The sequence below is a fragment of the Bifidobacterium simiarum genome, assembly GCF_002802905.1.
GTDB classification, from domain to species: Bacteria; Actinomycetota; Actinomycetes; order Actinomycetales; family Bifidobacteriaceae; genus Galliscardovia; species Galliscardovia simiarum.
Genome location: NZ_PEBK01000010.1, coordinates 55130 through 77750, shown reverse-complemented (window position 1 = coordinate 77750; position 22621 = coordinate 55130). Strand labels below are relative to the sequence as shown.

Annotated in this window: 17 protein-coding genes and 2 rRNA genes; 18 read left to right on the top strand and 1 reads right to left on the bottom strand. The window is 65.1% G+C overall.

Translation table 11 applies throughout. From position 1 onward, the window contains the following. From CSQ87_RS09495 to CSQ87_RS09410, 18 genes are all read left to right on the top strand, one after another. Nucleotides 1–187, top strand: a 23S ribosomal RNA gene (locus tag CSQ87_RS09495); the annotation flags it as partial. Between the two features lie 180 nt (nucleotides 188–367). Then, nucleotides 368–484: ribosomal RNA gene (rrf, locus tag CSQ87_RS09490) — 5S ribosomal RNA — on the top strand. A gap of 550 nt (nucleotides 485–1034) precedes the next feature. After that, nucleotides 1035–2381: a sensor histidine kinase gene (locus CSQ87_RS09485; RefSeq protein ID WP_100513636.1), complete on the top strand. Its 1347-nt coding sequence runs from the start codon at nucleotides 1035–1037 to the stop codon at nucleotides 2379–2381. A gap of 226 nt (nucleotides 2382–2607) precedes the next feature. After that, complete coding sequence (locus CSQ87_RS09480; RefSeq protein WP_100513635.1) at nucleotides 2608–3312, top strand: response regulator transcription factor; 705 nt, start codon at nucleotides 2608–2610, stop codon at nucleotides 3310–3312. 442 nt (nucleotides 3313–3754) lie between these two features. Next, nucleotides 3755–4897 carry a phosphate ABC transporter substrate-binding protein PstS gene (locus CSQ87_RS09475; RefSeq protein ID WP_100513634.1) on the top strand — a complete coding sequence of 381 codons (1143 nt, stop codon included), beginning with the start codon at nucleotides 3755–3757 and terminating at the stop codon, nucleotides 4895–4897. A gap of 117 nt (nucleotides 4898–5014) precedes the next feature. After that, the gene (gene pstC, locus CSQ87_RS09470; RefSeq protein ID WP_240541941.1) at nucleotides 5015–5974 is read left to right on the top strand and encodes a phosphate ABC transporter permease subunit PstC; all 960 of its coding nucleotides are present in this window, start codon (nucleotides 5015–5017) and stop codon (nucleotides 5972–5974) included. Further along, nucleotides 5971–6966 (top strand): phosphate ABC transporter permease PstA, encoded by a 996-nt coding sequence (gene pstA / locus CSQ87_RS09465; RefSeq protein ID WP_420868085.1) that lies wholly within the window; start codon nucleotides 5971–5973, stop codon nucleotides 6964–6966. Before pstC ends, pstA begins: the two co-directional genes overlap by 4 nt. A 33-nt stretch (nucleotides 6967–6999) precedes the next feature. After that, complete coding sequence (gene pstB / locus CSQ87_RS09460) at nucleotides 7000–7779, top strand: phosphate ABC transporter ATP-binding protein PstB (protein WP_100513631.1); 780 nt, start codon at nucleotides 7000–7002, stop codon at nucleotides 7777–7779. A gap of 473 nt (nucleotides 7780–8252) precedes the next feature. Then, nucleotides 8253–8624: a 50S ribosomal protein L19 gene (rplS, locus tag CSQ87_RS09455; RefSeq protein WP_100513630.1), complete on the top strand. Its 372-nt coding sequence runs from the start codon at nucleotides 8253–8255 to the stop codon at nucleotides 8622–8624. Nucleotides 8625–8957: 333 nt separating this feature from the next. Beyond that, the gene (lepB, locus tag CSQ87_RS09450) at nucleotides 8958–9626 is read left to right on the top strand and encodes a signal peptidase I (RefSeq protein ID WP_100513629.1); all 669 of its coding nucleotides are present in this window, start codon (nucleotides 8958–8960) and stop codon (nucleotides 9624–9626) included. Next, nucleotides 9626–10477, top strand: a complete 852-nt coding sequence (locus CSQ87_RS09445; protein WP_100513628.1) for a ribonuclease HII — start codon at nucleotides 9626–9628, stop codon at nucleotides 10475–10477. The genes lepB and CSQ87_RS09445 overlap by 1 nt, the downstream gene beginning before the upstream one ends. A 125-nt stretch (nucleotides 10478–10602) precedes the next feature. Next, nucleotides 10603–11796 carry a succinyl-diaminopimelate desuccinylase gene (gene dapE, locus CSQ87_RS09440; protein ID WP_100513639.1) on the top strand — a complete coding sequence of 398 codons (1194 nt, stop codon included), beginning with the start codon at nucleotides 10603–10605 and terminating at the stop codon, nucleotides 11794–11796. 486 nt (nucleotides 11797–12282) lie between these two features. Further along, on the top strand, nucleotides 12283–15282 hold the full coding sequence (locus CSQ87_RS09435) for an Rne/Rng family ribonuclease (RefSeq protein ID WP_479856250.1): 3000 nt from the start codon (nucleotides 12283–12285) through the stop codon (nucleotides 15280–15282). A 462-nt stretch (nucleotides 15283–15744) separates the two neighbouring features. Next, the gene (gene rplU / locus CSQ87_RS09430) at nucleotides 15745–16053 is read left to right on the top strand and encodes a 50S ribosomal protein L21 (protein ID WP_100513627.1); all 309 of its coding nucleotides are present in this window, start codon (nucleotides 15745–15747) and stop codon (nucleotides 16051–16053) included. 36 nt (nucleotides 16054–16089) lie between these two features. Next, complete coding sequence (gene rpmA / locus CSQ87_RS09425) at nucleotides 16090–16341, top strand: 50S ribosomal protein L27 (protein ID WP_100513626.1); 252 nt, start codon at nucleotides 16090–16092, stop codon at nucleotides 16339–16341. A 193-nt stretch (nucleotides 16342–16534) separates the two neighbouring features. Continuing rightward, nucleotides 16535–18250: a GTPase ObgE gene (obgE, locus tag CSQ87_RS09420; RefSeq protein ID WP_100513625.1), complete on the top strand. Its 1716-nt coding sequence runs from the start codon at nucleotides 16535–16537 to the stop codon at nucleotides 18248–18250. Between the two features lie 104 nt (nucleotides 18251–18354). Continuing rightward, a complete protein-coding gene (proB, locus tag CSQ87_RS09415; RefSeq protein ID WP_100513624.1) occupies nucleotides 18355–19488 on the top strand; it encodes a glutamate 5-kinase in 1134 nt (377 codons plus the stop codon). Between the two features lie 406 nt (nucleotides 19489–19894). After that, the gene (locus CSQ87_RS09410; protein WP_100513623.1) at nucleotides 19895–21256 is read left to right on the top strand and encodes an MFS transporter; all 1362 of its coding nucleotides are present in this window, start codon (nucleotides 19895–19897) and stop codon (nucleotides 21254–21256) included. Nucleotides 21257–21385: 129 nt separating this feature from the next. On the opposite strand, the gene CSQ87_RS09405 is transcribed toward CSQ87_RS09410, so the two are convergent. Then, entirely contained in the window at nucleotides 21386–22357 is a 972-nt protein-coding gene (locus CSQ87_RS09405) for an amidohydrolase family protein (RefSeq protein WP_165776818.1), read from the bottom strand. Nucleotides 22358–22621: the final 264 nt, after the last annotated feature.

Here is a 22621-nt window from a genome sequence, read left to right as displayed (position 1 = left end):
TGGCTACGTTCGGATGGGATAACCGCTGAAAGCATCTAAGCGGGAAGCCTTCTCCAAGATAAGGATTCCTTCACGCCCTTCGGGGCGTGTGTACCCCCCATGGAGAACACGTGGTGGATAGGCCGGATGTGGAAGCCCTGCGAGGGGTGGAGCTGACCGGTACTAACGGGGGAAGGGCAATCACACAACCAACCCTTTTGGGTTGCGGTCCGGTTTGCCGGTCCGGTGGGTTGCCGTTCAACACGGAGCATTTTCGATCCGACACTGCGATCAGAACGTCAACGGCTTTGTTGTTCGCGTCCGCTGTCCGGTTCCCTGCCGGCCACTGTCCCGCCCGGGATTGTCCCGGGTGTGTTAATCGAAGATTTGCGGCGGTCATGGCCCAGGTGAGACGCCCGGTCCCATTCCGAACCCGGAAGCTAAGGCCTGGCACGGCGATGGTACTGCACTCGATAGGGTGTGGGAGAGTAGCACACCGCCGCTTTATTCCTTTGAGACCCCTGACGGATTGGTTCCGTCAGGGGTCTTCGTGTTTCCGGGGGCGTATGGTTCCCGGTGCCCCTCATCCGGCCGTCTTCGACGGCCACCTTCCCCCGGAGGGGGAAGGCCCCGCGGGGCGTGCTTTGTTTTGTCGTCGGCCCGTCACGCCGTGACGACGGTCGGGAGCGGGGCGGGTGCGGAGGGGCGGCATGCGGTTCCCGACCGTAGGCAGCGGAGGCGTGTGATAGGCTCCGCCATCACACGCCGGAGCGGGGCCGAACGGCCATGAGTGTGTCGGGAGCCGCATGCCGCCCCGATCTTCAACAGGAACCCCGTCAGCCGTCCCGAACGGCCCCGGGTGTGTCGGGAGCCGCATGCCGCCCCGACCCCCAGTAGGAACACATGCCCAGTCGTCCCTCCTCTGCTAGGGAATGCGCTAAGGAATGCAACGGCGTGGTTGTTCACTCAGTGTTCAGGTTGGGGCGGCGGGTTTTCGGTCTTCCTCAGGTAGGTTGTTACGTAGTTCCGCGGAAAATGGGGAGGACTGAAGGACTATGACCTACACGGCGTTGATCGGCGTGATCATCGTGGCGATCATCCTCGTTGCGGCGATGGCCATCAGCATGGCGTATCGCAGCGGCAAGCATATGGGTGCCGTCGAACAGGCCCGTCGCGATCTCGAAGCGCAGGCCAACCAGCCAGAATCGGTGTTCGGCAGGGGAGTGCGTCCTGACGAGGCGTCACGGGCGCTGCTGGACGTGCTGCGCAGCGCGATCATCCTCACTGACGGTCTGGGCAATGTGCGCTACGTAAGTGCCGATGCGAAGCGGCTTGATCTGGTCAGCGACGGCCATGTCTCTTCGAGCGAGATCCGTGACATGCTCACCCAGGTGGTCGGCGATGATCAGGTCCGGGATCGCGAAGTGACCGTGACCGCGTCCGCGCCGTCGGGCCGGATCACCGAACAGACCGAACGGTATCTGCAGGTGCGCATCGGTCATCTCGCCTCCATCCGCAACGGCGGCGTGCCGGCCGGCGACGGGATCGCCGACAAGGGCGGGCGCAACGAACTGTATGTGATCATGATCGAGGATGTGAGCGATCGCCGTCATTTCGAGAGCATGCGTCGTGATTTCGTGACCAATGTGTCGCATGAGCTCAAGACCCCGGCCGGCGCGATTTCGCTGCTTGCCGAGACCATCAGCGATGCGGCGGGCGACCCTGATGCCGTGAAGTATTTCTCCGGGAGGATCTCCAAGGAGTCGGCGAGGCTCACCGAGCTGGTGCAGAAGCTGATCGAACTGCAGAAGGTGCAGGACGACGACGTGGCCGCGGCGCAGTCGAACGAGCCGGTGTGCGTGCCGCAGATCGTGCGGGAGGCGGTGTCCGAGAACGAGGTGCAGGCTTCGGCGAAGCACATTGAGATCCGCATGTTCTTCGGCGACGACACCGTGGGCGTGGTGGCAGGAGCGGAGGGGGCGGACGATGACGGTCACGATCATTCCGGGGCGACGCCGGGACGTCAGGTCGACGTGAATGACGAGGACGCGATCGTGGTGAGGGCCGATGCGGAGAATCTCAAGACCGCGGTGAAGAATCTGGTGGAGAACGCGATCCACTACTCTCCCGAGGGCACGCATGTGGGCGTGAGCGTCAAGCGCACGAACGGCAGCGTGCAGATCCGGGTGGTGGATCAGGGCATCGGCATTCCGGCCGAGGCGCAGAGCCGTATCTTCGAACGGTTCTACCGGGTGGATCCGGCCCGGTCCCGCGCCACGGGCGGCACCGGTCTGGGCCTGTCGATCACCAAGCACATCGTGCAGGAGGCCGGCGGCACCATTTCCGTATGGTCCCGGCCGAACGAGGGCTCCACGTTCACCATCGAACTGCCGCGCGCATAGGAGTCGCGGAACCGCCGCGCGCAGGGTCCGTACGCAGGGTCCGCGCACAGGAGCCGTCCAGGGCGGATCGGATCGGGGAATCCGTTCCCGTTCGGTCCCCGACAGGGTCCGCCGGAACGGATGGTGAGCGAATCCGGCGCGGGACGTTATATATTTGTTCACCGTAAGGACGTTTTCGGTTGCAGCCTGGAACGTCGTCCTGAAAAAGCAAAGGAGAGTCATCTCAATGACTCGCATTCTGATCGTAGAAGACGAGGAATCGTACCGTGAGCCGCTGATCTATCAGTTCACCCACGAAGGATACGATGTGATCGCCGCGGCCACCGGCGAGGAGGGTCTGGAGCTGTTCACCAAGGGCGGTGTGGATTTGGTGCTGCTTGATCTCATGCTCCCCGGTCTTGACGGCACCTCGCTGTGCCGCCGGATCCGTGAGCAGAGCCGTGTGCCGATCATCATGCTCACCGCGAAAAGCTCGGAAATCGATAAGGTGGTCGGATTGGAGATCGGTGCCGACGACTATGTGACCAAGCCGTATTCGTTCCGCGAGCTGCTGGCCCGCGTGCGTGCCGTGCTGCGCCGCAATCAGGGAAGCATGGAGGTCTCCGAATCGGGATCCGACGACGTACCGCTGGTCTGCGGGCCGATCCGCATGCTGGTGGGGCAGCATGCCGTCACCGTGCACGGCGAGAACGTGTTCTTCCCGCTCAAGGAGTTCGAGCTGCTCGAATATCTGATGCAGAACAAGGGCCGTGTGCTCACCCGTCATCAGCTCATCGACCGGGTGTGGGGATCCGATTACGTCGGCGACACCAAGACCCTTGACGTCCACATCAAGCGTGTGCGCTCCAAGATCGAGGAGGATCCCGCCCATCCGCATTACATCACCACGGTGCGCGGTCTCGGCTACAAGATCGACGAGCCCGTCGCCTGACCGATCCGATTATTCTGACCGATCCGATTGTCCTGACCGGCCCGATTATTCTGACCGACGATGTTGCGTCGGTTTGCCGTCCGGTGAGATAACGTTTTCGCATCCGACGCCGATCGGCCGCAATCGTGTAGATCGTGTAGCGACGTCGGTCGGCCGACGGTGATGATCCCGTCCGATCCCAATCGGCACAGCCCCTCCGAGACCATCGGAGGGGCTTGTTCATATCCGGATCGCACGATCGGCCGGGTGTAGATCATGTAGATCGGTATCGCTTCATTATCACAAGTTCATCATCTGTTTACCTTTTTCGGCCTCCGGGCCGTCCGATCGCCCATAACCTTGAATTGTCATGAAAAAAGCGTGCCCGTCATGATTACCTGAAGGCGGCGCGTGACGGTTCGGATGTGATCGGACCGTTGACAGAAAAAGAGGGAAAAAGATAATGCGAAACAATCTTGTGGTTCGGTCTCTGGCTGTGGTTTCCGGCCTCGCCATGCTGGCCGGTCTGGCCGCCTGCGGCGACAACGCCACGTCTTCCAGCAACGGTTCTTCTTCTTCCAGCAGCTCCGCCTCCGAGACCCAGCTGTCCGGTGAGTTCTCCGGCGCCGGCGCCTCCTCCCAGAAGAGCGCCGTGGACGCCTGGGTTGCCGGCTTCGGCCAGAAGCAGCCCAACGCCAAGATCGCCTACGATCCGTCCGGCTCCGGCGCCGGCGTGAGCACCTTCCTTACCGGTGCCACCGTGTGGGCCGGTTCCGACGCCCCGCTGGAGGCCGATCAGGTCGAGCAGTCCAAGACCGTGTGCGAAGGCAAGACCGCCTTCGATGTGCCGGTCTACATCTCCCCGATCGCCATCGTCTACAACCTGAAGTCGGCCGGCCTCAACGGCACCGACAAGCACATCAACCTTGACGCCGCCACGCTGGCCAAGATCTTCGACGGCAAGATCACCAAGTGGAACGACAAGGCCATCACCGAGCAGAACCCGGACGCCAAGCTTCCGGCCACCGACATCACCGTGGTCCACCGTTCCGATAAGTCCGGCACCACCAAGAACTTCCTGAGCTACATCAAGGACGCCGCCGGCGACGCCAACTGGAAGTACGAGGTCGGCGAGAACTGGCCGAACAACGTCGGTCAGGGCGGCAAGGGCACCTCTGGTGTGATCTCCACCGTCAACCAGGCTGAGGGCACCATCGGCTACGCCGACGCCTCCCAGGCTGGTGACCTCGGCACCGTGGCCGTGAAGGTCGGCGAGAAGTACGTGCCGTACTCGGCTGAGGCTGCCGCCAAGGTCGTGGACGCCTCCCCGAAGGATGAGTCCGCCAAGGGCGAGAACCGCGTGGTCATCAAGCTCGACCACAAGACCACCGAGGACGGTGCCTACCCGGTCGTGCTCGTCTCCTACGACATCGCCTGCCCGGCCTACAAGGACGCCAACAAGGCTGAGTTCGCCAAGCAGTGGCTGAGCTACGTGGTCTCCCAGGAAGGCCAGCAGACCGCCGCTGAGACCGCCGGCTCCGCTCCGATGTCCGACACCCTGCGCGCTCAGGTCCAGAAGTCCATCGACGCCATCCAGACCAAGTAACCACTCCGGGACTACGTCCCTCGCGCTTCAATCCGCGGCAATCGCGACGGTGATGTCGCTCATGAAGTGCGAGGGGCGTTTTCTCGTTGTTCCAGAACACTATTAAGGAGAATGAGGTTGGCTTCCCAAGCAACGTCGGTATCCGATGCTCCCGTCAAGGACGGCAAGACGGCCGACAAAGTCTTCAAGGGCGTGGCCTACGCCTGCGGCATTCTGATTCTTGTCGCACTCGCGGCCGTGTTCGTCTTCCTGCTCGTCAGGGCACTGCCGCTCATCACCGGTGATCAGGCCGCCAACAAGGCGACCATCGAGAACTTCTCCGGCGGTGCCGCCCACAACTTCTGGCAGTACGTCGGTCCGCTGGTGTTCGGCACCATCCTGGTGTCCGCGCTGGCCCTGATCATCGCGTTCTTCGTCGCGGTGGGTATTGCCCTGTTCATCTCGCACTACGCCTCCCCGAAGCTCTCGGCTGTGCTGTCCGCCGTGATCGACCTTCTGGCCGCCATTCCCTCCGTGATCTACGGTCTGTGGGGCGGTCTGATCCTCGTGCCGCACATCTTCGGCGTGTGGAACTGGTTCGCCAAGTATCTCGGCTGGATCCCGCTGTTCGCCGGCCCGGCCTCGAACCCGCCGCGTACGGTCGCCACCGTGGCCGTGGTGCTCGCCGTGATGATCCTGCCGATCATCACCTCGGTGTCGCGTGACATCTTCCTGCAGACCCCGGCCCTCCAGCAGGAGGCCGCGCTGGCGCTCGGCGCCACCAAGTGGGAAATGATCAAGCTGGCCGTCATCCCGTTCGGCAAGTCCGGCGTGATCTCCGCCTCGATGCTCGGCCTCGGTCGTGCACTTGGTGAGACGATGGCCGTCCTGATGATCCTGTCCCCTGGCATGCTGTACTCCTTCAAGCTGCTGCAGGCCTCCCAGAACCAGACCATTGCAGCCAACATTGCCGCGCAGTTCCCGGAAGCCAACGATCTGGGCGTGAGCACCCTGATCGCCACCGGTCTGGTGCTGTTCGTCATCACCTTCATCGTGAACTACGCCGCGCGTAAGATTACGGATAGGAAGGAAGCCTGATGTCCTCCGCAGCCACCACCCCCGAATTCAATCGCGGTCCGCAGCCCGACTTCGACAAGTTCGCTCCGAGCCGTTCCTACAATCAGGCGCGTAAGTACAAGGATCTCGCGATGCGAGTGCTCATCTACATCGCGTTCCTCATCGCCCTGATCCCGCTGGTCTCCGTGCTGTGGACCTGCCTCGCCGAGGGTTACAAGCGCCTCGACGGCTACTTCCTGAGCCACAACATGGTCAACGTGATCGGTGGTATGTACCCGTACGGCGGTATTTTCCACGCCATCATCGGCACCGTGGAGATCACGCTGGGCGCCATGGTCATCTCCATCCCGATCGGTCTGATGTGCGCCGTGTACCTCGTCGAGTACGCCCAGAAGGGCGCGCTGTCCAGCACGATCTCCCTGCTGGTCGACGTGATGAGCGGTATTCCTTCCATCGTCGCCGGTCTGTTCGCCTTCTCGCTGTTCAACATCATCGTCGGCCCGGGCACCGTCAACGGCTTCGTCGGTTCGGTCGCCCTGTCGCTGCTGATGATCCCGACCGTGGTGAAGACGAGTGAGGAAATGCTGAAGATCGTGCCGAACGATCTGCGTGAATGCTCCTACGCGCTGGGCGTGACCAAGCAGCGTACGATCACTAAGATCGTGCTGCGCACCGCCCTGCCGGGCATCGTCTCCGGTATCATTCTGGCCATCGCCCGAGTGATCGGCGAGACCGCCCCGCTGCTCATCGCTTCGGGCTTCATCGCCAACACGAACTTCAACCTCTTCTCCGGTCGTATGACCACCCTGCCGGTGTACGTGTACAACGAGTACTCGCAGGGTCTGGCCACCTGCTCCGCCGCCGCGCTGAAGCTCAACCCGCCGTGCCTGCCCGGCATCCGTATGGAACGTGCATGGGCCGCCGCGCTGGTGCTGATCCTCATCGTGCTCGTGCTGAACATCATCGGCCGCATCGTGGCCAAGGTGTTCTCGATCGAAGGCACGCAGAAGTAATCGCCCCAAACGGTATCAATTAAGGAAAGAACAATGGGACAACGAATTGATGTCAACCATCTGAACGTCTACTACGGCGACTTCCTGGCCGTTGAGGACGTCAACATGAAGATCGAGCCGAACAAGGTCACCGCCTTCATCGGCCCCTCCGGCTGCGGCAAGTCCACCGTGCTGCGCACCCTCGATCGTATGCACGAGATCATCCCCGGCGCCCACGTCAAGGGCGAGGTGCTGCTCGAAGGCAAGAACCTGTACGGTCCCGACGTGGACCCGGTCGCCGTCCGTCGTGACGTCGGCATGGTGTTCCAGCGCCCGAACCCGTTCCCCACGATGTCGATCCGCGAGAACGTGCTGGCCGGCATGAAGCTGAACAACCGTTCCGTCGCCAAGCAGGACGCCGACGAGCTCGTCGAGTGGGCTCTGCGCGGCGCCAACCTGTGGGACGAGGTCAAGGATCGTCTGGACAACCCCGGCATCGGCCTTTCCGGTGGCCAGCAGCAGCGTCTGTGCATCGCCCGCGCCGTGGCCGTGCACCCGCAGGTGCTGCTCATGGACGAGCCTTGCTCCGCCCTTGACCCGATCTCGACGCTGGCCGTCGAGGATCTGATCAACGAGCTGAAGAAGGACTACACCATCGTGATCGTGACCCACAACATGCAGCAGGCTGCTCGTGTGTCCGACTACACCGCCTTCTTCAACCTGAAGGAGATCGGCCAGCCCGGTCACCTCGTCGAGATGAACGAGACCAAGGTCATCTTCGAGAACCCGCACGAGAAGGACACGGAGCGTTACATCTCCGGTCGTTTCGGCTGATCGGGCGCCGTCCGCGCCGCATGGCTCGCGGACGGCTCACATTCTTCCCCCGTGTTCTGTTTCTTCTCTCATTGGGGGATCGCGAAAGACCTTCGCGGCGTGCGCGTCGTGGAGGTCTTTTTGCGTTTTCGGGGCGTGTGCGTTTCGGACCGTGTGCGCGTGCGGTTCGGGGGGGGGGGGGCAGGGGACGCGGCCCGCGTGAACCCGGCTAGCGTGGACCCGGCTAGCGTGGACCCGGCTCGCGGAGGCGGATGCTCCAGCCCTCGTGTATACTTGAAGAGTTGTGCCGAAATCCGATTTGCCGCATAGAACCGGGTTTCATCAGGTCCAGGTCCGCAAGCGACCGGATCGGCACGCTCCCCGATGGCAAACCGGAGGGGATACCGTTTCGGAAACCGGACGAACCGCGAATGGCGGTCATGTGGTTTCCCCTATCTAGCGCTGATATGCGGCGGCAACGGAGGACATGCATTATGGTTAATGCAATCGAAGCTTTTGACGCCAAGCACCTGAAGGCCGCCGAGGAGATCCCGGCGTTCCGTCCCGGTGACACCGTCAAGGTGAACGTGAACATCAAGGAAGGCAACAACTCCCGTATCCAGGCGTTCCAGGGCGTGGTGATCGCCCGCCAGGGTGCCGGTCTGCGCGAGACCTTCGTGGTGCGCAAGATCAGCTTCGGCGTGGGCGTGGAGCGTCGCTTCCCGGTGCACTCCCCGGTGATCGACTCCATCGAGCTGGTCCGCAAGGGCAAGGTGCGTCGCGCCAAGCTGTACTACCTGCGCAACCTGCGCGGCAAGGCCGCTCGTATCGTCGAGCGTCGCGACAACAGCCAGAAGGCTGCCTGATCCTTCGATCTCAGGTTCTGATAAGGCCCGGGCCCTATGGGGTTCCGGGCCTTTGTCGTATCCGGGGCGTCCGGAGGGTCCCCGAGGTTTGCCCGGATCGTATCCGTGTCGTATCCGGGGTACCGTCCGGCACGTATCGTTGGGCCGACCGATACGCCTCGCACGGCCATCCGGCACCCATTGCCGTATGCGGCGGGTATAGTCGGTGTACGTTGACGGTCCGCGGGACCGGGGACGTCGGCGGTCCGCACAGACCGTGTGTCAAACAGACCGTGTGTCAAACAGACCGTGCGGCAAGACGAGCAGGACGAACGACCTAGGCAGGGGGAGTGCATGAGTGACGGCAGCCACGATGGCGGCAAGCATGACGGCGGCAGACGCGACGACGATCGCCTGACCCTGAAGGATCTGCTGGTCTGGGCGGGCGTCCCGCTGCTGATCGTCCTGTTCCTGCGCCTGTTCGTCATCGGCGTGTATGAGATCCCTTCGGGGTCGATGCTCAACACATTGCAGATCGGCGATCGCGTGGTGGCCAGCCGACTGGCCCCGAAATTCTTCGAACTGCACCGCGGCGACATCGTGGTGTTCAAGGATCCGGCGAACTGGCTGGGCCGCGACGACGGCAGCGGCCGCACCCAATACCTGATCAAGCGGGTGATCGGCCTGCCGGGGGATACCGTGAAATGCACCGGGCCGGGCGCGCCGGTGACGGTGAACGGCAAGGCGATCGACGACTCCGGATTCATCCGTGAGGGTGTGAACCCCAGCGACTACCCGTTCGAGGTGACGGTCAGCGAAGGCCACCTGTTCGTCATGGGCGACAACCGCGCCAATTCCGCCGACTCCCGGGTCCATCAGGACGACGGCGAAAACGGATTGGTGCCGGTCAGCGACGTGCAGGCCGTGGCGCTGGCCGTGTACTGGCCGATCAGCCACTGGTCGAACCTCTCCCGGCCCGACGGCGTCTTCGATCAGGTCGGCGGCGTTTCGGGGGTGAAGTGATGGCGACGGTGGTACCCCGCGTGGCCCCCACGCTGGACATGGAGCGCAAGCTGGCCGGCAAGGGCCACACCCTGATCATCGGCTTCGACGAAGTGGGTCGCGGATCGCTCGCCGGCCCGGTGATGGTGGGGGCCGCGGCCCTTCTGGTGCGCGATCTCGACGAATGGGACGTGCCCTCCGGCGTCGCCGACTCCAAAATGCTCACCGAGGTGCGACGCGAATCGCTGCTGAAACCTCTCCAGAACTGGACGGCGGCATGGGCGGTCGGCTCGGCCAGCGCCCCCGAAATCGACGAGTGGGGCATCACCTACGCGTTGGGTGTGGCGTCGGTGCGGGCGATCAACGAGATCGAAACCCTGCTCACCACCGGAGCGCACACCCCGCTGGGCATCGGCATGGACGAGGCGCGGGCGCTCGGCAAGCGGGGCATCGCCCCCGACTGGCACGGCACCATCGCCGCGTTGGGCGGCGAGGAACGGGAGCTGACGCTGGGCGTGGTGCCGGACGATCCGATCCTGCCTCGCCGGGAACTGCGCGTGGCCGGCATCCTCGACGGTCCGAACGACTACATCACCCCCGTGGTGAACTCCTTCGACGCACCGGAGCTGCTCGAACCGATCGCCATGACCACCAAGGTCAAGGGGGACCGCCACTGCGCCACCGTGGCCACCGCCGCGGTGATCTCCAAGGTCCTGCGCGACCACCTCATCGAAGGGCTTGCCGCCGTGCATCCCGAATGGGAGGCCTACGGCTGGTCCAGCAACAAGGGATACGGTTCGGCCGCGCACCGCAAGGCGCTCGCCGAACTGGGCGTCACCCCCTACCACCGCACGACCTGGCATCTGGTGTAATGCGGGCATTCGGTGTGGCGCAACGGTAAGGCCGCGTCGGGTATCGGGCCGGGCCGCTTGAATATCGGGGCGGGGTGCCGGGTCCGGAATATGGCGGGTACCGGGCCGGCGATACGATGAGCACCATGACTGTTGAAATTGGGTTTGATCGAAACGCCACCCGCGTCGAGGCCTTGAACGCGCTGCTGTGGCAGATCATGAACGAGTATTCGGTCAGCGATGACGAAGGTCCGCTCGCCGATGCGATCGAAACGTATCTGAGGAATCTGGGGCACCTGACCGTCCGTCGCCATGGCGACACCGTGGTGGCCTCCACCGATCTGGGCCGTGACCGACGGGTGATCCTCGCCGGCCACATCGACACCGTGCCGGTGATCGACAACTTCCCGCCCAAGTGGCTCGAGCCTGGCGATCCGCTGATCCGCGCCGACGTGGCCGAGGTCCACCCCGGCGAACGGGTGCTGTGGGGCCGCGGCGCCACCGACATGAAGCCGTCCGACGCGGTGATGCTGTATCTGGCCGCCACGCTGACCGAACCGAAATTCGACCTGACCTACGTGTTCTACGACCACGAGGAAGTGGCCGCGCCGCTCAACGGCCTGCGCAAGGTGGTCGAGGCCCACCCCGACTGGATCCAGGGCGATTTCGCGATCATCGGCGAGCCCACCAGCTGCGGCATCGAAGGCGGCTGCAACGGCACGATCCGCTTCGACGTGATCTGCCACGGCGTCGCCGCGCACTCCGCCCGCGCGTGGATGGGCGAGAACGCCATCCACAAGGCCGCCGACGTGCTCAACCGACTCAACGCCTACGAGCCGCAGACCATCACCGTCGAAGGTCTCGACTACCGCGAAGGCCTCAACGCCACGCTGATCTCCGGCGGCAAGGGCACCAACGTGATCCCGGACGAATGCCGCGTGCACGTGAACTACCGGTTCGCACCCGACAAGACACTGGCCGAGGCCAAGGCCCTGATGATCGGCGTGGACGCCGGCGCCGAACTCGGCAACGGCGAGCATGTGGCCACGGGAGGCGTGTTCGACGGCTACGGCATCGAGATGAAGGACGAATCACCCGCGGCCCGCCCCGGCATGGACACGCCGCTGGCCCGGTCGCTGGCCGCGCTCGCCAAGGAGCGCACCGGCCGCGATCCGCTGGCCAAGCTCGGCTGGACCGACGTGGCCCGGTTCTCGCAGCTCGGCATCCCCGCGGTGAACATGGGTGCGGGAGACGCGCTGCTCGCTCACAAGCATGACGAGCAGGTGCCCGAATCCGATCTGATCCGTCTCGCCGACATTCTGGAGGAATGGCTGAGCTGAGCCGATATCAGCCGGCCGTCATCGGCATCGGCGAACGTGTGCCATACTGGTATATGGCGGTTCTGCATGTCCGCCGATGCGCGAAATGCGTCGATCCCCTTCCTCGGCGTCGTCAATACTTGGCAACGAGCCGGAAGCGCCGGTGTCCGCATTCTCGCCGATGAGACTTTTTCGAAGTGCCTGTGCAGTGGCGTCGTGCCCGCAGTGAGAGTGCGGCTCGCGTGACGCTGCCCGCAGGGAGAAACAGGATGCGGTGCAGCGCATCCCCAAGGAGCATTTGTGACAACTGAAAACAACGACGGTATCGAAGCCGTCGCAGCCGTCGACGCCTCGACCACCGCAGGCGCCCAGTCAACCGTATCCGATTCCGCCGCAGCCGCGGCTCCCGTTGCCGAGCCTGCAGCCTCTTCCGCCGATCAGGCGCCGGCATCCGCAGGAGCCGAGGAGGCGCCGAAGCCGGCTCCCCGTCGACGTGGCGGACGCCGCGTGGTCCGCGCCGCCGCAGCCGCCGGAGCCAAGGTGCCGGTGAAGATCGAAGCCGTGGCCGGAGCCCGCGCCCGCCGCAAGGCCGCTGCCGCCGCCGTGGAATCCGCGCTCGCCGAACTGCCCCGCGTCAAGGATGCGGGCGAATCCCATGAGCTCACCGAATCAGAGCGTGAGGCCCGCGCCTCGCTGGCGAATCTCGTCAGCGTCACCGCCGCGGCCCGCCATCGCAAGGCCGATGCGGTCGCTGATCGTGCCGATCATGACGATGTCGCCGATGCCGCGGCACCGGCCGAAAACAGGTCAGCCGAGTCTCCGGTGCGTACCCGTCGCCGGTCGCGTACCGCAGGAGCGAACGGCGCCGATGTCGCTGCGACCGACGATGTCGCCGCGTCCGCTTCCGGTCGTTCGACCTCCCGCCGCTCGTCCCGGTCCGCTTCCGCCAAGTCCTCCTCCGCCAAGTCCACGTCCGCCAAGTCATCGGCGCGTGCCGCCGCCGATGAGGCCCGACGCGGCCGTATCGCCGCGCTGGCCGACGAACTGTTCACCGACAAGGGCATCGACGCGGATCGTCCCGCGGCCCGCCCCTCCCGCCGGTCCGGCGACGCGCCGCTGGAATTCTCGTCTCCCGAGCAGGAGATCCCGGCTCTGCCCGCACGTCCGCGACCGATGACGTCCCTGCTCTTCCAGGAGCCGGTCCTGCCGTCCGTCCGTCCCGCGCAGCCGGCCGAATCCGCCGACGGATCCGATGACGACGTTCGCGCCGATCATACGGACCGCGACGATCGCGATCGCACTGATCGAGACCGTGCTGAGCGTTCCGATCGTGACCGGGCCGATCGTTCCGATCGTTCCGACCGATCCGATGAGGGCCAGACCGTGCGTCGTCGCCGTCGTCGCCGCGCCGACCGCGATCCGCGCGACGAGCAGGAGACCCGCGAATCGACGGCCGCCTCCCGTGACGGCCACGACTCCCGCAAGGACGACGCCCGCTCCGCCGACGTCGAGCGTGACGGCCGTGAGGAATCCGGTGAGGGCGAGCACGAGGGTGAATCCCGTCGCTCCCGTCGCTCCCGCCGTCTCAATGCGCAGGAGCGTCGCGCCGCCGCCGAAGTGGAGCAGATCGAACAGGATCTCGAATACGACGACATCCACTACACCCCGATTGACGTGGAGAACGACGACGAGGACGATCACGACGCCTCGTCCGGCGAAACCCGTTCCCGTCGCCGTCGCCGTCGCAGCTCCGGTAGCGACGAGGGCGAGCATGAGGGCGAGTCCCGTCGTTCCCGCCGCGAACGCGAGCATGAGGACGACGACGAAGGCACGGTGACCCGTCGTCGCCGTCGTCGCCGCAACAAGGGCGAGGACGCGCGCGAGGAGCCGACGATCCGTCGCAGCCGCAAGCAGCAGTACATCGATGAGATCACCGACATCGAAGGCTCTACCCGACTGGAGGCCAAGAAGCAGCGTCGCCGCGACAACCGCCGCGACCGCTCCCGCCAGTCCACGCTGCTCGAGCAGGACTTCCTCGCCCGCCGCGAAAACGTCAACCGTCTGATGGTGGTGCGAGAGAAGGAACGCCACACCCAGATCTCCGTGATCGAGGATTCGATCCTCGTCGAGCACTACGTCTCCGACATCCAGGAGGTCTCCACCGTCGGCAACATCTACCTCGGCCGCGTGCAGAACGTGCTGCCGAGCATGGAGGCCGCGTTCGTCGACATCGGCCAGCCGCGCAACGGCGTGCTCTACGCCGGCGAGGTCAACTGGGACACCACGCGCCTCGAAGGCCAGCCGCGACGCATCGAACTCGCGTTCCGCTCCGGCGACCCGGTGCTCGTGCAGGTGACCAAGGACCCGATCGGCCACAAGGGCGCCCGCCTGACCTCGCAGGTCACGCTCGCCGGCCGTTTCCTCGTGCTCGTGCCCTCCGGCGGCATGACCGGCGTGAGCCGCAAGCTGCCCGAGCGCGAACGCACACGCCTGAAGACCATCGTCTCCAAGATCGCACCCGCCGAAATGGGCGTGATCATCCGTACGGCCGCCGAGGGCGCCTCCAAGGAGGCCATCGAAAAGGACCTCGAAAGCCTGACCAAGCAGTGGGAGCATGTGAAGGAGGCCGAGGCCAAGGCCCGCAACTCCAAGCGTCCGAAGCTGCTGCAGGGCGAGCCCGACGTGGCGATCCGCGTGGTGCGCGACATCTTCAACGACGACTTCAACAAGCTCGTCGTCGAAGGCGACAAGGTGTACGACCGGATCGAGGAATACCTCGACACCATGGCCCCCGACCTCAAGGACAAGCTCGAGAAGTGGGATCCGGAGGAGCATCAGGGCAAGGACGTGTTCGACCAGTGGCGCATTGACAGCCAGCTGCGCAAGGGCATGGAACGCAAGGTGTACCTGCCCTCCGGCGGTTCGCTGGTGATCGACCGCACCGAGGCCATGACCACGATCGACGTGAACACCGGACGCTTCATCGGCAAGGGCAAGAGCCTTGAGGAGACCGTGACCCGATGCAACCTCGAGGCCGCGGAGGAGATCGCCCGCCAGCTGCGCCTGCGCGACATCGGCGGCATGGTGATGATCGACTTCGTCGACATGGTGCTGCCCGCCAACCGGGATCTGGTGCTGCGCCGACTGGTGGAATGCCTGGCCCGTGACCGCACCAAGCATCAGGTGGCCGAGGTCACCTCGCTGGGCCTCGTGCAGATGACCCGCAAGCGCGTGGGACAGGGACTCGTCGAGGCGTTCTCCGAGGAGTGCCCGACCTGCAAGGGCCGCGGATTCATCCTGCACGACGAGCCGACCGTCTCCGCCTCGTACGACGATCCGTACGCCCTCAAGGGCGGCGATCCGTTCATCAAGACGAACAAGCACAACCACGGCACCCCCGCGCCGAAGGAGGATCCGGCCATGCCGCAGGGATCCACGCCCGACGTGAAGGCCAAGCTCGCCGCCATCGCGGCGGCTGCCCAAGCTGCCGCCGGGGAAGATAAGTAACGGCTTTCGTGAGGATTCGCGGAGGGGCAGCCGCCCGTCGCGGGTCGTGGGACCCGCTCCCTTCGCCTACGGAGAGTCCACTGGACTCTCCGCTTCACGGCTCAGCTACCCAAGCCGCTGCCGGCGAGGAGAAGTAGTTCGGGACACCTCATCCGACCGGCTTCGCCGGCCACCTTCCCCTCGAGGGGAAGGCAAGGTGCTTCGTTCTTTTCAGGCTTCCCCTTGGGGGGAAGCTGTCGGCGTGAGCCGACTGATGAGGGGGTATCGCTGGAGAGGAGAAGTAACTGCTCCCGCCCCAGTCCGGCGGCGCGATCTTCATCGATAATTCAACGGGAATCCACGCCGGATTTGCGAAAGTCCGGCGTGTTGTGTAAATTAGTCTGTCGGTGTCTAGCCATGCCTGTGTGAGGGCAAAATTCGTGCTAGACGACAATTAGCTTTCAAAACAGGCAAGGTAGGGCTATGTACGCGATTGTGAAGGCCGGTGGCCATCAGGAAAAGGTCGAGGTCGGCGACGAGATCATCGTCAACCGTCTCGATGCCAAGAAGGGCGATACCGTGGAGTTCCCGGTTGCTCTGCTCGTCGACGGCGCCAAGGTGACCGTGGCCGCCAAGGATCTGGCGAACGTCTCCGCCAAGGGCGAGGTCGTTGACGACGAGGCCAAGGGTCCGAAGATCAACATCCAGAAGTTCAAGAACAAGACCGGCGTTGCCCGTCGCAAGGGCCACCGCCAGCCGCTGACCGTGGTGAAGATCACCGCGATCGCCTGAGCTACAGGTTTTTACAAACTCGAAAGGACAAGTCAAATGGCACATAAGAAGGGCGCGTCCAGCTCACGCAACGGTCGCGATTCGAATCCTCAGTACCTCGGTGTGAAGAAGTTCGGCGGTGAAGCCGTCGTCGCCGGCAACATCATCGTTCGCCAGCGTGGCACCAACTTCCACCCCGGCCACAACGTGGGCCTGGGCAAGGACCACACCCTGTTCGCTCTGGCCGATGGCACCGTGCAGTTCGGTGTCCGCCGCGACCGCAAGGTCGTCGACGTGGTGGCCGCCTGAGATTCGTCTCGGCACACCCCGCAGAGCTGATCTGGCTTTTTAGCGAAAGGCCGCATCCGTGCGCTCGACACACCGGATGCGGCCTTTTCGTATGCGTACGGGCCGAACCCTTGTGGACGTGCCGGCCCGGAACGGACAACCGGAACATAGGCAACGGCGGTGACCTCAGCACCAGCCGGTAAGGTGAAGAGTTATGAGTGATTTTGTGGATCGAGTGACCGTCCATGTCAAGGGCGGCGATGGTGGCAACGGCGCGGCGTCGATTCGCCGCGAGAAGTACAAGCCGCTGGCGGGACCGGACGGCGGTGACGGCGGTGACGGCGGCTCGGTGATCTTCGTGGCGGATCCGAACGCCACCAGTCTGATGGACTTCAGGTTCCTGCCGCACCGCGCGGCCCCCTCGGGCACGCAGGGTCTCGGCGGCGACAAGGACGGCAGCAAGGGCGCCGACCTGATCCTGCCCGTGCCGCTGGGCACCGTGGTGTTCACCGCCAAGGGCGGTCCGGGCGAGCAGAAGCGGCCGGGCAAGCCGCTGGCCGATCTGCGCCGCAAGGGCGACCGGTTCGTGGCCGCGGAAGGCGGCAACGGCGGCCTCGGCAACCGTTCGCTGGCCAATCGCGCCCGCCGTGCCCCCGGATTCGCGCTGCTGGGCGAGCCGGGCGAGGAACGTGACCTCGTGCTGGAGCTCAAATCCATCGCCGACGTGGCGCTGGTGGGCTTCCCGAGTGCCGGCAAGTCGTCGCTGATCGCCGCGATGAGCGCCGCCAAGCCGAAGATCGCCGACTACCCGTTCACCACGCTGGTGCCGAACCTCGGCGTGGTGCTTGCCGGCGAGAAGCGCTTCACCATGGCCGACGTGCCCGGTCTGATCCCCGGCGCCTCGCAGGGCAAGGGCCTCGGTCTCGAGTTCCTCCGCCACATCGAGCGCACCGAGGTGATCGCCCATGTGGTCGACTGCGCCACGCTGGAGCCGAACCGCGACCCGATCGCCGACTACGAGGCGCTGGAGAAGGAGCTGGCCATCTACGCCGACGAGCTCAAGCTGCCGCTGGGTGCGATCCCGATCGCCGAACGCCCGCGCATCATCGTGCTCAACAAGGTCGACGTGCCCGAGGCCAAGGAGCTGGCCGAATTCGTCCGCCCGGAGTTCGAGAAGATGGGCCTGAAGACGTTCATCGTCTCCACCGCCTCGCATGAGGGTCTCAAGGAGCTTTCGTTCGCGCTGATGGGCATCGTGGACGAGATGCGCGAGAAGGTGCGTGCCCAGGAGGAGGCCGAGGACGAGGCCCGCGTGGTGATCCGTCCGCTCGAGGACGCCGGCCGTCCGCGCCGCCGCGGCGGACGCAGCGGTCTCGGCATCGACTTCGAGATCGAGCGCGAGCAGGATCGCGACGGCAACTTCTGGTACGTCGTCACCGGATCCAAGCCCGAACGCTGGGTGGTGCAGACCAACTTCGACAACGAGGAGGCCGTGGGCTACCTCGCCGACCGTCTCGCCCGACTCGGCGTGGAGGACGCACTGCGCAAGCTGGGCGCCCACCCCGGCGACGAGGTGCATATCGGCCGCGGCGACCGTGCGGTGGCCTTCGACTGGGATCCGACCGTGGCCGCCGGCGCGGAGATGCTGGACGGCACCCCGCAGGCCGTGCGCGGACAGGATCTGCGTCTGCAGGACGACGGCTACGCCCGCCGACGCACCAACACCGAACGCCGACGCGAATACCATGAGTGGATGGACGCGAAGTCGGCCGTCCGCGCCGCCATGCAGGCCGAGCGCGAGGCCGGCCACTGGTCCGACCCGACCGTGCTCGACGATCCGAACGACGAGACCAGCCTGATCGACCGTCTCGGCGAGGATCGGGGCGATCCCGGCAAGGACGGCAAGGGTACGGCCGCCAAGCGGCAGTAGTCCCGTTCCGGCAGTCGGCCGATCGACGGGTCCGCCGGCTGCCCGATAATCCGCGGCGGACCCGCGGAAACCCAAGCGGAAGATAAGAAGGCGACAGAGACATCATGTCCACGCAGTCACAGAACGAAGTCCGGCGGTCCATCGCCGAGGCACGCACCATTGTGGTGAAGGTGGGATCCAGTTCGCTCACGTCGAGCTCCGGCCACCTCGACCCCGTCAGACTGAACGGACTGGTGTCGGCCATCGCCCGGACCGTACGGATGGACGCGCGGATCGTGCTGGTCTCCTCCGGTGCGATCGCCGCGGGCTTCGGCCCGCTCGGCTTCGACTCCCGACCCACCGACGTGGCCACCCAGCAGGCGGCCGCCTCGGTGGGCCAGGGGCTGCTGATGAGCCAGTACGAGTCCGCGTTCGCCCGATACGGGCTGAAAGTCGGGCAGATTCTGATCACCGCCCGCGACACCATTCAGGCCACCCAGTACCGCAACGTGCAGCGTACGCTGGACCGACTGCTGGAACTGGGCGTGGTGCCGATCGTCAACGAGAACGACGCGCTGGCCAGCAACGAGATCCGCTTCGGCGACAACGACCGGCTCTCCGCGCTCGTGGCCAACATCGTGAGGGCCGACGCGCTCGTCCTGCTCACCGACGTGGACGGACTGTACACGGCGCCGCCCAAGGAACCGGGATCGCAGCGCATCCCGTACGTGCCGAACGTGCTCGACACGTTGGAAAACGTGCGCATCGGCGGCACCGGATCGTCGGTGGGCACCGGCGGCATGGTCACCAAACTCGAGGCCGCGCGCGTGGCGGCGGTCTCCGGCATCCCCACCGTGCTCACCAAGGCGTCGAATGCCGGACCGGCCCTGATGGGCGACCGGGTGGGCACCGTGTTCGCCCCGATCAAGCGCCGCGGCACCTCGCGACGGCTGTGGATCGGATTCGCGGCCGACCCGCGCGGCACGCTGGTGGCCGACGAGGGAGCGGCGAAGGCGATCCGCGGCGGCCGGGCGAGTCTGCTGTCCGCCGGCGTAGTCGGCGTGACGGGGGAGTTCTCCGCCGGCGACCCGGTGCTGATCGTCGACGAGCAGGGCAACCGGCTGGCGAAGGGACTGTCCGGATTCGACTCCGAAGAGATCCCGCAGACGCTGGGTCGGACCAGCGCCCAGCTGCGCAAGCTGCTCGGCCCCGAATACGCGCATCCCCTCGTCCACCGCGACGACCTCGTCCTGCTGTAGGGGCGGAACGCCGGCAGGTGTTGTTATCCGGCCCCTCATCAGTCAGCCTTCGGCTGCCAGCTTCATCCGCAAGAGCGGACGGCCTCGCGGCCGGCTGTCATCCGTTCGCTTGTCAGCGAACCTTCGCCTAAAAACGCCTCTGGCGTTTTCTTTACGGCTCAGCCCAGGGGGAAGCCTAAGGGAGTGAAACATCTTGCCTTCCCCTTGAGGGGAAGGTGGCCGGCGAAGCCGGTCGGATGAGGTGCCGAGGATGTCGACCGCATCGGTCGTATGAGGCATGGGAAGCGCCGGTTCGTGTGATTTTGGCCACAGGTGGTGGAAAATACCAGATATCGGGACGGTGTCCCTGTCGGTGGTAAGGTGATGGCCGTTTTGCGATCGTAGCGTTCGATCAAGGAGAGACGGCATGAAGGCATCAACACAGGCGCAGACCCCCACCCCGGGCAAGTCGGCACAGGACGGGGCGACGGCGTCGACGGATAGGGCATACGGCACGCTGGGCATGGCCGCGGGACTCGGCTCGTTCCTCGGCGCCGGCACCATCCTCGCCCTGAGCTCCACGCTGGCATTGTGGCGCGAAGGCCTCCAGATGAACGCCGCGCAGGTCGGCGCGGTCTCCGCGATCCTGACCTTCGCCTTCGCCGCCGGCTCGTTCTGCGGCGGATTCGTCGCCCAGCGCTTCGGACTGGTCCGCATGTTCAACCTCAACGCCTTCGTCTGCGCGATCGCGCTCGCCGCCTGTGCCGCGGCCCCGAACTTCATCGTGCTGGCCCTGGGCATCGGCGTGGCCGCGCTCGCCGTGGGCTTCGATCTGCCGGTGTCGATCAGCGTGATCACACACGACGTGCCCGACGAGACGCTGAAGGGTCAGCTGGTGAGCCGCACGCAGGTGCTGTGGTCGGCTGGCATCCTCGGACCGTACGTGCTCGCGCTGGCCGTCAGTCCTCTGGGATTCCTTGGTGCGCGCGTAGTCTTCGGCCTGCTGGCGGTCGTCGCCCTGGGCACGGCGCTGTGGCGCGTGGCGGATCAGCGCATCTCCCGCCTGCATCGTGCGGCCGCCGATCGTGAGCGGGCCGCCTTTTCGGCCGGGGTCGACGACTCCCCGTCCACCCGTTCGATGGGCATCGTCGACGTGCTGCGATCGGTGCATGAGCGGACCGGACGCAGCTACGCGCTGCTGTTCTCGGTGCTGGCGCTGTTCTACGTGATGTGGAATCTCATGGCCAACACCATCAACCAGTTCCAGACGTATCTGCTGGTCTCCCAGCACGCTTCGCAGATGCAGGCGGTGTTCATCGGCATCGTCGCCGCGGTGCTGTGCGTGGCGGGCGGCATGGCCTACGGCCGGGTGCCGAAGGGCGTGTGGCGCGACCGCCTGTTCTGGGTGGGCGCTGCCGCGCAGGTGCTGGCCATGGCGATCATGGCGGTCGGCGGCACGATGTGGTCCACGGCCCTCGCCGTGATGCTGTTCCAGTTCTTCGGCAACTTCGCCGGTGAGATGAACGCCAAGGTGTGGACGCAGGAGACGTTCCCGGTGGCGGTGTCCGCTGAGGCGCAGAGCCTGATCCTTGGCATCGGCCGCATTCCCTGCGCCTTCGCCTCGCTGGTGCTGCCGTCGCTGCTCGTGCCGGGCGTGATCGACGTGGCGCTGTGGGCGTTCGTCGTGGTGGCGGCCCTCTCCGGCGTGTTCGGCGGCCTCGTCGTGCGACTGACGACGGGGCGGGGCCGTGCCGATACCACCGCCCGAGTCGGCGTTTCCGCCGCGTAGGTGAAATTAATCGCTTGAGCTGCCGGTGGTTGACGGTGATGTGTGCGTCTTCAAGGCGCGGGAGACGAAGGCGTACGGTGGTACGTCGAGTCTTCCGCAACGCCGAAGACGCTCCATCACCGTCAACCACTAGAAGCGGTAATATTTGTGGGCATTACCTACAAACAGGGCATCCTGCTCGTCCTCGCTGAGGGTTTCCACACAGCGCGCGTAGGCGTGCACGAGATCCACGTACGAGCAATGCAGCTTGTCGACCGGGAAGTTCGAGGCGAGCATGGTCTTATCGATGCCGAACGCGTCGAGCACCGTGTAAATGCCGGGCTTGATGCTCTCGATCGTCCAATAATGATCCATCGACGGCTGGCCGGAAATCTTGATCACCGCGTTGTCGCGTTTGCCGAGCTCCGCCAGCCCGTTCTTCCACAGCTGGAATCCGGCCAGATCGCGGTCGGCCCACATGCCGGCATGGTTGATGATGAACAGGGTGTTGGGGTGCGCGTCGATCACTTCGGCGGCACGGGCGAACTGCGTGGGGTACAGCTGCATGTCGAAGCTCAGACCGTGCTGCTCGAGCAGGGCGAGGCCGTCGAGCCACGAGGGCTCGTCCATGTACGAGCGGCTCACATAGTGGTACAGCGGATGCGGGTGCATGTTGAGGTTCTGGCGCACGCCGCGCAGACTCGGATGATCCAGCTCCCGTTCCAGAGTGGCGGCGAAGTCGGGGGAGGAAAGATCCCCGCCACCGACGGTCACCACAGGCAGCCCGGTTTCCCTGCTCTGTCGCTCCACGCTGGCGATTTCGGCCACCGGATCGTCGGCATTGGCCTGAACATGCACCGCGCCGACGAGATCGATGTTGCTGCCCTTGGTCTCGTCGAGCAGATCGGACGCCAGATAGTCGCCGGCCTTGAACAGCGGATCCCACGGCCCTTCGAAGGTGGGGGCCTTGGAATCGTTGAACCACGAGTACAGGGCGGTTTCCATGAGATGCACATGCGTGTCGATGAACGGGCGGATCCGTTCGACATGCTCGGGCGTCTCCGGGATGATGGTGTACATGCGGCCGGGGACGGGCTGCTGGTAATCCTCTCCAAGCGTCATTGCTAGGTGGTCCTTTCTCATGATGGAGTGTCTGCGGCGTCATGATGGAGTGTCTGCGGCGTTACGGGAAGCTCGACGTACCTTTGTACGCCTTCGCTTCCCGCGCCTTGCGGCCACACGCATCATGGGCAAGGACGGGTGTGGCTGCGGAATGTGGGTCTGCGGCGTTGCTCCTCGGTCGACGTACCTTCGTACGCCTTCCCTCGGTGCGCCTTGCAGCCACACGCATCATGAGCAAGGACGGTGTGGCTGCGGAATGGGGTG